Consider the following 11,452-nt stretch of genomic DNA (forward strand, 5'->3'; position numbering starts at 1 on the left):
CCACGTCCGACGTGACGTGGGTCTCTTTTTGCTGGCCTGTTCCGCGAACAAAAAGTTCGCAATCGGAGGCGGCTACCAGCTACCCAGCGGTAGGTGCGACGATCGGACCGCACAACTCAGCGTCAGGTGAAAGCAGAGGAAGTCGGCCATGGCAACGGCGCCCAGCGTCTCCTACTCGATGACGGTCCGGCTGGAGGTGCCCGCGAGCGGAACCGCCGTGTCGCAGCTCACCACCGCCGTGGAGTCCTCCGGAGGCTCGGTGACCGGCCTCGACGTCACCGCATCCGGTCACGAGAAGCTCCGTATCGACGTCACCATCGCGGCCTCGTCGACCGCTCACGCGGACGAGATCGTCGAGGAACTCCGCGGCATCGAGGGCGTCACGCTGGGCAAGGTCTCGGACCGGACCTTCCTCATGCACCTCGGCGGCAAGATCGAGATGGCGTCGAAGCACCCCATCCGCAACCGTGACGACCTGTCCATGGTCTACACGCCGGGCGTGGCCCGCGTCTGCATGGCGATCGCCGAGAACCCCGAGGACGCCCGCCGCCTCACCATCAAGCGCAACTCCGTTGCGGTCGTGACGGACGGTTCCGCCGTGCTGGGCCTGGGCAACATCGGCCCCAAGGCCGCGCTGCCCGTCATGGAGGGCAAGGCGGCCCTCTTCAAGCGATTCGCCGGTATCGACGCCTGGCCGATCTGCCTGGACACCCAGGACACCGACGCGATCGTCGAGATCGTCAAAGCCATCGCCCCGGGCTTCGCCGGCATCAACCTCGAGGACATCTCCGCCCCCCGCTGCTTCGAGATCGAGGCCCGGCTGCGCGAGGCCCTCGACATCCCCGTCTTCCACGACGACCAGCACGGCACCGCGATCGTCGTCCTCGCCGCGCTGACCAACGCGCTTCGCGTCACGGGCAAGGCGATCGAGAACATCCGCGTCGTCATGTCCGGCGCGGGCGCGGCCGGTACGGCCATCCTGAAGCTGCTGCTCGCCGCGGGCGTCAAGAACGCCGTCGTCGCCGACATCCACGGAGTCGTGCACGCGGGCCGCGAGGACCTGGTGGACGCCGCTCCGGACTCCGCGCTGCGCTGGATCGCCGACAACACCAACCCCGAAGGCCTCACCGGCACGCTCAAGGAGGCCGTGCGCGGCGCCGACGTCTTCATCGGCGTCTCGGCCCCGAACGTCCTCGACGGCGACGACGTGGCCGCCATGGCCGACGGTGCCATCGTGTTCGCGCTTGCGAACCCGGACCCCGAGGTCGACCCGGCGATCGCCCGCGAGACCGCGGCCGTTGTCGCGACCGGCCGCTCCGACTTCCCGAACCAGATCAACAACGTGCTGGTCTTCCCGGGTGTCTTCCGTGGTCTGCTGGACGCCCAGTCCCGCACGGTGAACACCGAGATGATGCTGGCCGCCGCGACCGCCCTCGCGGACGTGGTGACCGAGGACGAGCTGAACCCGAACTACATCATCCCGAGCGTCTTCAACGACAAGGTCGCGGGCGCGGTCGCCGGGGCCGTGCGGGAGGCGGCCAAGGCGGTGGGGGCGTCGGTCCTCTGACTGTGAGTATCCCCACGGCCGCCCGGGGAACGGCGCGTCGCAGGACCTCTGTGAGCAGCGGAGCCCTATCGTGGCGGCCAGGCTCAGGCCCTTTTTTCGTGTGACTCCCGAAGGGTGTACTCACGACACGTGCGGGTGCCGGATTGGCTTTCCCGCCGCAGGTAGGGGCAGGATGCGTCTCTGGGCGCGAGGGTCTGACGACGGACCCGGTCCGGGGACTCACGGAGGACCCTGGCAGCATCGGCTTCGATCTGACGCCTCAACGGCAAGATGAACACGGGAGTAACAACATGAACCGCAGTGAGCTGGTGGCCGCGCTGGCCGACCGCGCCGAGGTGACCCGCAAGGACGCCGACGCCGTGCTGGCCGCGTTCGCCGAGGTCGTCGGCGACATCGTCTCCAAGGGCGACGAGAAGGTCACGATCCCCGGCTTCCTGACCTTCGAGCGCACCCACCGTGCCGCTCGCACCGCCCGCAACCCGCAGACCGGCGAGCCGATCCAGATCCCGGCCGGCTACAGCGTGAAGGTCTCCGCGGGCTCGAAGCTCAAGGAAGCCGCCAAGGGTAAGTAATCCCTGTTTTTCGTACGCCCCGGACGGCGTACGAGGCACAGTGACACCAAAGGGGCGGCCACCCGAACCGGGTGGCCGCCCCTTTGGCATCACTGCGCGTGCTATCCGAGCGCCTTGCCGGGCAGCTCGACCTTCGCGCCCAGCTCCATCAGCTTCTCCATGAAGTTCTCGTAGCCGCGGTTGATGAGGCCGATGCCGTGGACCCGGGAAGTGCCCTGGGCCGCCAGGGCCGCGATGAGGTACGAGAAGCCGCCGCGGAGGTCGGGGATGACCAGGTCCGCGCCCTGGAGCTTGGTCGGGCCCGAGACGACGGCCGAGTGGAGGAAGTTGCGCTGGCCGAAGCGGCAGTCGGAGCCGCCCAGGCACTCGCGGTAGAGCTGGATGTGCGCGCCCATCTGGTTCAGGGCCGAGGTGAAGCCGAGGCGGGACTCGTAGACCGTCTCGTGGACGATGGACAGGCCCGTGGCCTGGGTCAGGGCCACCACCAGCGGCTGCTGCCAGTCGGTCTGGAAGCCGGGGTGGACGTCCGTCTCCAGCGCGATGGACTTGAGCTGGCCGCCGGGGTGCCAGAAGCGGATGCCCTCGTCGTCGATCTCGAAGGCCCCGCCCACCTTCCGGAAGGTGTTCAGGAACGTCATCATCGAGCGCTGCTGCGCGCCGCGGACGTAGACGTTGCCCTCGGTCGCCAGCGCCGCCGACGCCCAGGACGCGGCCTCCAGCCGGTCCGACAGGGCGTGGTGGGTGTAGCCGCCGAGTTTGTCCACACCGGTGATGCGGATCGTCCGGTCGGTGTCCATCGCGATGATCGCGCCCATTTTCTGCAGAACGCAGATCAGGTCCTCGATCTCGGGCTCGACGGCCGCGTTGGACAGCTCCGTGACGCCCTCCGCGAGGACCGCCGTCAGCAGCACCTGCTCGGTCGCGCCGACGGACGGGTACGGCAGCCGGATCTTCGTACCGCGCAGCCGCTGCGGCGCCTCCAGGTACTGCCCGTCGTCCCGCTTCTCGATGCGCGCGCCGAACTGCCGCAGCACGTCGAAGTGGAAGTCGATGGGCCGGCCGCCGATGTCGCAGCCGCCGAGGCCGGGAATGAAGGCGTGGCCCAGACGGTGCAGGAGCGGCCCGCAGAACAGGATCGGGATACGGCTCGAACCGGCGTGGGCATCGATGTCAGCGACGTTCGCACTCTCCACGCGCGTCGGGTCCATCACCAGTTCGCCGGGCTCGTCCCCCGGACGGACCGTCACACCGTGCAGCTGCAGCAGACCCCGTACGACCCGTACGTCGCGGATGTCCGGAACATTGCGCAGCCGACTCGGAGCGCTGCCCAGCAGCGCTGCGACCATAGCCTTTGGTACGAGGTTCTTCGCACCGCGGACACGGATCTCGCCCTCCAGCGGGGTTCCGCCGTGGACAAGCAGGACATCGTCGTTGACGGTCATGAATCTCGCGTTCCGTGGAGTCGGGCAGGGGCCAGAAGGGAAAGGGTAATCGCCCTCCACCCCCCTTCTGTAAGCCTGAGTCAGACCCAGACACGTCATAGCTCTGTCACAACACGAACCGTTCCGTGCCGGGCACATGGGGTCACGGTCGCATTCGTGCGCGTGGAACGCACCGGTGCGCCCTGAGCTGCGTACCCTCGCGTCCCCCCATTGCCTCCCCACGCGGAGGGAAGATGCGGGATCATGTCTGCCATGACCGAGGTGTCCTCGCTCACAGGGCGGTTGCTCGTGGCCACCCCCGCCCTGGCGGACCCGAACTTCGACCGCGCGGTGGTGCTGCTCCTCGACCACGACGAGGAGGGCTCCCTCGGCGTCGTCCTCAACCGCCCCACCCCGGTGGATGTGAACGACATCCTGGAGGGCTGGGGGGATCTCGCCGGCGAGCCCGGCGTCGTCTTCCAGGGCGGTCCGGTCTCGCTGGACTCGGCCCTCGGGGTCGCGGTCGTCCCCGGCGGCGCGTCCGGGGAGGGCGGCCCGCTGGGCTGGCGCCGGGTGCACGGCGCGATCGGTCTGGTCGATCTGGAGGCCCCGCCGCAGCTGCTGGCCTCCGCCCTCGGCTCCCTGCGGATCTTCGCCGGATACGCCGGCTGGGGCCCGGGCCAGCTGGAGGACGAGCTGGTGGACGGCGCGTGGTACGTCGTGGAGTCGGAGCCCGGTGATGTCTCGTCCCCGTGCCCCGAGCGGCTCTGGCGTGAGGTCCTGCGCCGCCAGCGGGGCGAGCTTGCGATGGTGGCGACGTATCCGGACGACCCTTCGCTCAACTGATGCGTGTGAGCTTCAGTACCCTTGGGCCTATGAGCACTCTCGAGCCCGAGCGCGGGACTGGTACGGGGACCCTCGTAGAGCCGACGCCGCAGACCTCGCACGGTGACGGTGACCACGAGCGCTTCGCCCATTACGTCCAGAAGGACAAGATCATGGCGAGCGCCCTCGACGGCACCCCCGTCGTGGCGCTGTGCGGCAAGGTGTGGGTGCCGGGCCGCGACCCGAAGAAGTACCCCGTGTGTCCCATGTGCAAGGAGATCTACGAGTCCATGGGCTCCGGCGACGACGACAAGGGCAAGGGCGACAAGTAGCGCCCGGCCTGTACGGCCTAAAGCCTCCAGGGTGCGTTTTGCGTACCCTGGAGGCTTTTGTGCTGTCCGGGCGTTGCGCGGGATGCGTCAGCCGGTCACAGAGTGGTTGAGACCTCTTGTGGTCGTGTTCATGCAGTCCCTAGCCTCCGATGTGTTGTGCACAGCGAAACCTTCATTGCGCATGTTGCAACACTCCCTCGGAGGAGCACTTCATGAAGCTGTCCGTCCGTTTTGCCGGGCTCACGGCGCTCGCCGCCCTGCTGGCCACCGCCTGCGCGCCCCAGACCTCCAGTAACTCCTCCTCCGACAAGGACGAGAAGACCGGCGCGCTGCGGGTCTGGCTCTTCCAGGAGGTCGGCAACACCCCCAAGGAGAAGGTCGTCGACTCGGTCGTCGCCGACTTCGAGAAGGCCCACAAGGGCACCAAGGTCAACGTCGAGTACATCCCGATCGACACCCGCGCCCAGCGCGTCAAGGCCGCCTTCAACGACCCCGCCTCCGCTCCCGACGTCATGGAGTACGGCAACACCGACACGGCCGGCTATGTGAAGGACGGCGGACTCCTCGACGTCACTGAGGACTTCGGCGACTGGAGCGAGGCGAAGGACACCGACCCGACCGCGAAGCAGTCGGTGACGGTGGACGGCAAGATGTACGGCGCCCCGTTCTACGTCGGAGTCCGCGCCCTGTACTACCGCACGGACGTCTTCGAGGAGCTGGGTCTGAAGGCCCCGAAGACGATGGACGAACTGGCCTCCACCGCCCGCGCGATCCGCGCCGCGAAGCCCGACCTCTACGGGCTCGTCGTCGGCGGCGCCTACACCTACGGCGCGATGCCGTTCGTCTGGGCCAACGGCGGCGAACTCGCCAACGGCAAGGGCGGCTCGTACGCCTCCGGCATCGACAGCCCTCAGGCCCAGAAGGGCATCAAGGCGTACACCTCCCTCTTCGGCGACGACAACTGTCCGGCCGCCAAGTGCGCGGGCATGGGCGGCAACGACACGATCTCCGCCTTCGCCGCCGGGAAGGCCGGGATGGCGATCGGCGGCGACTTCAGCCACACCGCCGTCGAGGCCGGGAAGGTCAAGGGCAAGTACGCCGTCGTCCCGCTGCCGGGTGTGAAGTCCGGCTCGATCGCGCCCGCCTTCGCCGGTGGCAACAACATCGGCGTCCTGAAGAGCACCTCGCACCGCACGCTCGCCGTCGAGCTGATGGAACAGCTCGCCTCGAAGAAGACACAGACCGAACTCTTCGGCGCGATGGGCTTCCTGCCGACCTTCACGGACGTACGGCAGCGGGTCGCGACCGAGGAACCGTTCGTGAAGCCCTTCGTGCAGACGCTCTCGGCCGGCACCAAGTTCGTCCCCGCCTCACCCGCCTGGGCCCAGATCGACTCCTCGCTCGTCCTGCCGACGATGTTCCAGGAGGTCATCGCGGGCAAGAAGGACGTGCCCGCCGCCTCCGAGGACGCCGCGAAGAAGATGAACAGCGCGTTCGGCTCCGCCGGGTGAGCCGGATGAACGACCGCACCGCAGCGGGCGGGGCCGACGTGGCCGGGCCGGTCTCGGTGGCCGACTCGGCAGTGGGCCGTCCTGCTGTCGGGCCCAAGTCCGGTGGCGCGCGGGTCGGCCGTGCCCGGCGGCCGGCCGCGCGTCGGCCCGCCCCGGGCGGGTCCGCGCTCCGCTCGGGCGGCTGGACGCCCTGGCTGTATCTCGCGCCCGCGCTCGTCGTGCTCGGCGGGCTGCTCGTCTACCCCATCTATCAACTCGGCCTGATCTCGTTCTTCGAGTACACCCAGGCCCAGGTCAGCGGCGGCGCACCGACCACGTTCCAGGGGTTCGCGAACTACGCGGTGCTGTTCGGGGACCCGCAGTTCTGGCAGGTACTGCTCGCGACCGTGCTGTTCGCGGCGGCCTGCGTGGTCTCCACGCTCGCGGTCGGTTGCGCCCTCGCCGTACTCCTCACGCGTGTGCGGGCCGTACCGCGGCTCGCGCTGATGCTGGCCGCGCTGGGCGCGTGGGCGACCCCGGCCGTCACCGGCTCCACGGTCTGGCTGTTCCTCTTCGACCCGGACTTCGGCCCGGTGAACCGGATGCTGGGCCTCGGCGACCACTCGTGGACGTACGGGCGTATCAGCGCCTTCTTCCTCGTCCTGCTCGAAGTGGTCTGGTGCTCCTTCCCGTTCGTGATGGTGACCGTGTACGCCGGGATCCGCGCCGTGCCCGCCGAGGTACTGGAGGCCGCCGCCCTGGACGGCGCCTCGCAGTGGCGCATCTGGCGCTCCGTACTCGCCCCGATGCTCCGGCCGATCCTGGTCGTCGTCACCATCCAGTCGGTCATCTGGGACTTCAAGGTCTTCACCCAGATCTACGTCATGACGAACGGCGGCGGCATCGCGGGCCAGAACATGGTCCTGAACGTCTACGCCTACCAGCAGGCGTTCGCGTCCTCGCAGTACAGCCTCGGCTCGGCGATCGGCGTCGTGATGCTGCTGATCCTGCTCGCCGTCACGCTGGTGTACCTGCGGCTGCTGCGCCGGCAGGGGGAGGAACTTTGACTGCTCCCCTCCCTGAAGGGAGGGGATTCCTGGCTCAGGCCGCCTCCGGGAGCGGCGCTCCCGGAGGACTTGCGCCCTCGGCACCAGCCGGGGCCAGACCAGCCCGGACGAGCATCACGTGGGCGGAGTTCTTGTCCCTGGGGGATGAGACTGCGCACGCGGTGCAGGTGTAGGTACGTTCCGAAAGAGGAAGTGCGTGCTTGGTTCTCGCTCCGCACGACGCGCAGTCCATGGTGGTGTGCGCGGGATGCACGAGGCGGATGTTCCGCCCGTGCTTGCGGCCCATCTCGATCAGGGCCGCTTTGGTGGCCCCGATCGCCGCGTCAGCGGCCTTGCGGGCCATGGTGGTCTTCGCGAGGAACTTCGGGCGGAAGTCCTCGACGGCGATGGCGTCATGGTCGCGCACGACACGCTTGGCCCATTTGCGGCTCGTGTCCCGGCGCTGCCGAGCGATCTTCGCGTAGGTCTTCGCGCGCCACTTCTTCGCCTCGCGGTGGCCCTTGGACGACGTCTGTCCCTTCTTCGGCTTGCGTCGGGCCATCATTCGGTCGTACCGAGTCAGCTTCGCCTGGGCCTTGCGGCCGTGCTGCGAGTGGGGGAGGTCGTGGGCGTCGGACGTGGTGGTGGCGGTTTCCCTGACGCCCCAGTCCACGCCGAGGGCAGCACCCGTCAGGGGGAAGGGCTGTACCTCGGTGGCGACGACGAACGACGCGTACCAGTGCCCCACCGCATCCCGGTACACCCGTACCGAGGAAGGTGTGGCAGGGAGTTCGCGGGACCACACCACCGTCAGCACGATCCCGCCCGCGAGGTGGAGGCGGCCGTCCTTCAGCCGAAAGCCCCGCACGGTGTAGTTCAGCGTCGGGTCGGCTTCGCGCTTCTTCTTGTGCCGGGGCATGCCCGCCCGCTGTCGCATGGGCAGGCGTTTGTCGATGTCCTTCAGGGCCTTGGAACGGGACTTCGCGAAATCCCGGATGATCTGCTGCTGCGGCACCGCCGCGCCGTCACGGAGCCATGGCGTGCGGGCGCGGGCCTCGGTCAGCATCTTGTCGAGCTGGGCCGGGCCGCACGTCCGCTTGTCGTCGGGGTGCGCGCCGTTGTGGGCGTGCACGACGCGGGACTTGCCGACGCATTCGTTCCACGCCCACCGGCAGCGGTCCCACTCGGCGAGCAGGAGCGTGCGGGCGGTCGACGACATGCGAAGGCGGTAGGTGTACCGGGCGAGCCCGGTGTCCCGCCCTGCCTTTTGCGGTGTCGCCATGGTGTCATTATGCCACTCAAATGCCTTCGCAAATCCACTACTCTAAGGTCATGGATGAAGAGAAGCGCATCACCCTCCGTCTGCCCGTCGACCTGCACGAGTGGCTGGCCGCTCAGGCCAGATCCGCTCGCAGGTCCCTCAACTCCGAGATCGTCTACCGCCTTGAGGTCGAGCGAGCCGCCGTCGAGGCGGACGCCGAATCGCCCTGACGGTGATTCGTCCGGCATCCTCGGAGGAACCCGGTGAATCTTCTACGCGCCCGTGTGCGCCGCCCGGGGCGGCTGGCCGCCGAGGCCTCGGCCCTGCTGATCGCGGTCGTCGTCGCCTTCCCCCTCTACTGGATGGTGCTCAGCGCCTTCAAACCGGCCGGGGAGATCGAGTCCAGCGAGCCCCGGCCGTGGACTCTCGCGCCCTCCCTGGATTCCTTCCGGCGCGTCTTCGGGCAGCAGGAATTCGGCCGTTACTTCCTCAACAGCCTCGTCGTCGCGAGCTGTGTCGTGATCGCCTCCGCGCTGATCGCGTTTCTCGCCGCGACCGCCGTGACACGATTCCGCTTCCGCCTCCGGACCACCCTGCTGATCATGTTTCTGGTGGCCCAGATGGTGCCCGTGGAAGCCCTCACGATCCCCCTCTTCTTCCTCATGCGGGACTTCGGCCAGCTGAACACGCTGGGCTCGCTGATCCTGCCCCACATCGCCTTCTCGCTGCCCTTCGCGATCTGGATGCTGCGGGGGTTCGTGAAAGGCGTTCCGGAGGCGCTGGAGGAGGCCGCCTACATCGACGGGGCGAGCCGGGCGCGATTCCTCTGGCAGATCCTTTTCCCCCTCGTCCTGCCCGGCCTCGTGGCCACCAGCGTGTTTTCCTTCATCTCCGCCTGGAACGACTTCCTCTTCGCCAAGTCGTTCATCATCAGTGACACTTCCCAGTCGACGCTGCCGATGGCGCTGCTGGTCTTCTACAAGCCCGACGACCCGGACTGGGGCGGCGTCATGGCCGCCTCCACGGTGATGACGATCCCGGTCCTGGTCTTCTTCGTACTCGTACAGCGGCGCCTGGTCTCCGGACTGGGCGGAGCGGTGAAGGACTGACGTGACCGATCTGATTCCGGCACCCCGCGACATCGCCACCGCCACCGTCACCGCCACCGGCTCCGGCGAGGTGCGGCTGACGGCGCGCTCCGGCCTCTCCGCCGGCACCGGGACGGAGGGCACCGGCCACTGGCTGCGCACCGCCCTCCGGCAGGCCACCGGCCTGCCGCTCCACGAGGGGCGGGAACTCGACGACGCCGGCGGCGACGGCATCGGGCTACGGCTCGACCCCGAACTCGGTCCCGAGGAGTACCGCCTCGTCAGCGACTTCAGCGGCATCCTCATCGAGGGCGGCGGCCCGGCCGGTGTCTTCTGGGGCGCGCAGACGCTGCGGCAGCTCCTCGGCCCCGACGCGTACCGCAGGGCCCCGCTCAGCCGCGACCGCGTCTGGGCCGTGCCGCACCTCACGATCGAGGACGCGCCCCGATTCCGCTGGCGCGGCCTGATGCTCGACGTCGCCCGGCACTTCATGCCCAAGGAAGGCGTCCTGCGTTACCTCGATCTGATGGCGGCGCACAAACTCAACGTCTTCCACTTCCATCTGACGGACGACCAGGGCTGGCGCATCGAGATCGAGCGGCATCCCCGGCTGACGGAGATCGGCTCCTGGCGGGCCCGTACGAAAACCGGCCACCGCGCCTCGCCGCTGTGGGAGGAGAAGCCGCACGGCGGCTACTACACCCGGGACGACATCCGGGAGATCGTCGCCTACGCCGCCGAGCGGCATATCACCGTCGTCCCCGAAATCGACGTACCCGGCCACTCGCAGGCCGCCATCGCCGCGTACCCGGAACTCGGCAACATCGACGTCATCGCCACCAACAGCCTCTCCGTCTGGGACACCTGGGGAATCAACCCGAACGTACTCGCCCCCACTGACAACACCCTGCGCTTCTACGAGGGCGTCTTCGAGGAAGTCCTCGAGCTGTTCCCGTCGGAGTTCGTCCACATCGGCGGCGACGAATGCCCCAAGGACCAGTGGCGGCGGTCGGCGACCGCCCAGGCACGCATCAGGGCACTTGGGCTCGCGGACGAGGACGAGCTCCAGTCCTGGTTCATCGGGCACTTCGACGCGTGGCTCTCCGCGCGCGGGCGCCGACTGATCGGCTGGGACGAGATCCTGGAGGGCGGGCTCGCCGAGGGCGCCGCCGTCTCCTCCTGGCGCGGCTACGCCGGAGGCATCGCCGCCGCCCGGGCCGGCCACGACGTCGTCATGTGCCCCGAGCAGCAGGTGTACCTGGACCACCGTCAGGCCCCGGACCCCGAGGAGCCGGTACCGATCGGGTGGGTGCGCACCCTGGAGGACGTCTACCGGTTCGAGCCCGTTCCACCGGAGTTGACTCCCGAGGAGGCCGGGCACGTGCTGGGCACCCAGGCCAACCTGTGGACCGAGGTGATGGAGGACCAGGCGCGCGTGGACTATCAGGCCTTCCCCCGCCTCGCGGCCTTCGCCGAGGTCGCCTGGAGCGCCCTGCCTGCCCCGGAGAAACGGGACTTCGCAGGCTTCGAGCACCGGATGACGGCCCACTACCGGCGACTCGACGCCCTGGGTGTCGCCTACCGGCCCCCCGCCGGACCACTGCCCTGGCAGCAGCGCCCCGGAGTGCTGGGGCGCCCGATCGACGGTCCGCCGCCCCACCGGTAGTACCTGCTCGCGGCTACCGAACAGCTCGAACAGGCCACGGAAAATGCGCACAAGGGTCACCGAAAGTGCCAATCGGCATGCACTGGTGAACCCGTGCGAAAACGGACCATCTCCCCGATGAGGTGGGCGAATGCCTCCTAGCGGACCCGTGTCTTCGGCTCTCGCCAAGATGTGCCAGAGTTGC

11 protein-coding genes are annotated in these 11,452 nt (G+C 68.7%); 9 read left to right on the forward strand and 2 right to left on the reverse strand.

Annotated elements, in window-relative coordinates; genetic code table 11:
- Positions 1-148: 148 nt before the first annotated feature.
- Positions 149-1,567, forward strand: coding sequence for an NAD-dependent malic enzyme (locus tag OG542_RS24920; RefSeq protein ID WP_193478369.1), 1,419 nt, complete (start codon positions 149-151; stop codon positions 1,565-1,567).
- Between the two features lie 290 nt (positions 1,568-1,857).
- A complete protein-coding gene (locus OG542_RS24925; protein WP_003950507.1) occupies positions 1,858-2,139 on the forward strand; it encodes an HU family DNA-binding protein in 282 nt (93 codons plus the stop codon).
- 101 nt (positions 2,140-2,240) lie between these two features.
- Here the strand turns inward: OG542_RS24925 and murA are convergent, their stop codons facing one another.
- Entirely contained in the window at positions 2,241-3,581 is a 1,341-nt protein-coding gene (gene murA / locus OG542_RS24930) for a UDP-N-acetylglucosamine 1-carboxyvinyltransferase (RefSeq protein WP_261683152.1), read from the reverse strand.
- A gap of 252 nt (positions 3,582-3,833) precedes the next feature.
- Here murA and OG542_RS24935 point away from each other — a divergent pair, with 252 nt between their 5' ends.
- The 4 genes from OG542_RS24935 to OG542_RS24950 all read left to right on the forward strand — a co-directional run bounded on the left by OG542_RS24935 (position 3,834) and on the right by OG542_RS24950 (position 7,274).
- The gene (locus OG542_RS24935) at positions 3,834-4,406 is read left to right on the forward strand and encodes a YqgE/AlgH family protein (RefSeq protein WP_193478367.1); all 573 of its coding nucleotides are present in this window, start codon (positions 3,834-3,836) and stop codon (positions 4,404-4,406) included.
- A gap of 29 nt (positions 4,407-4,435) precedes the next feature.
- Entirely contained in the window at positions 4,436-4,717 is a 282-nt protein-coding gene (locus OG542_RS24940; protein WP_010039914.1) for a DUF3039 domain-containing protein, read from the forward strand.
- A 212-nt stretch (positions 4,718-4,929) separates the two neighbouring features.
- Positions 4,930-6,228 carry an extracellular solute-binding protein gene (locus tag OG542_RS24945; protein ID WP_328413729.1) on the forward strand — a complete coding sequence of 433 codons (1,299 nt, stop codon included), beginning with the start codon at positions 4,930-4,932 and terminating at the stop codon, positions 6,226-6,228.
- Between the two features lie 5 nt (positions 6,229-6,233).
- Complete coding sequence (locus OG542_RS24950; RefSeq protein WP_328413730.1) at positions 6,234-7,274, forward strand: carbohydrate ABC transporter permease; 1,041 nt, start codon at positions 6,234-6,236, stop codon at positions 7,272-7,274.
- Between the two features lie 34 nt (positions 7,275-7,308).
- Here OG542_RS24950 and OG542_RS24955 read toward each other — a convergent pair whose 3' ends face one another.
- Complete coding sequence (locus tag OG542_RS24955) at positions 7,309-8,535, reverse strand: RNA-guided endonuclease InsQ/TnpB family protein (RefSeq protein WP_328413731.1); 1,227 nt, start codon at positions 8,533-8,535, stop codon at positions 7,309-7,311.
- 50 nt (positions 8,536-8,585) lie between these two features.
- On the opposite strand from OG542_RS24955, the gene OG542_RS24960 reads away from it, so the two are divergent.
- From OG542_RS24960 to OG542_RS24970, 3 genes are read left to right on the forward strand one after another with little or no spacing between them, the layout of a single operon-like run.
- Complete coding sequence (locus OG542_RS24960; RefSeq protein ID WP_311125971.1) at positions 8,586-8,744, forward strand: Arc family DNA-binding protein; 159 nt, start codon at positions 8,586-8,588, stop codon at positions 8,742-8,744.
- A gap of 33 nt (positions 8,745-8,777) precedes the next feature.
- The gene (locus OG542_RS24965; RefSeq protein ID WP_193478365.1) at positions 8,778-9,623 is read left to right on the forward strand and encodes a carbohydrate ABC transporter permease; all 846 of its coding nucleotides are present in this window, start codon (positions 8,778-8,780) and stop codon (positions 9,621-9,623) included.
- A gap of 1 nt (position 9,624) precedes the next feature.
- A complete protein-coding gene (locus OG542_RS24970; protein WP_328413733.1) occupies positions 9,625-11,268 on the forward strand; it encodes a beta-N-acetylhexosaminidase in 1,644 nt (547 codons plus the stop codon).
- Positions 11,269-11,452: the final 184 nt, after the last annotated feature.

This window comes from Streptomyces violaceus (assembly GCF_036014075.1).
GTDB lineage: Bacteria > Actinomycetota > Actinomycetes > Streptomycetales > Streptomycetaceae > Streptomyces > Streptomyces violaceus.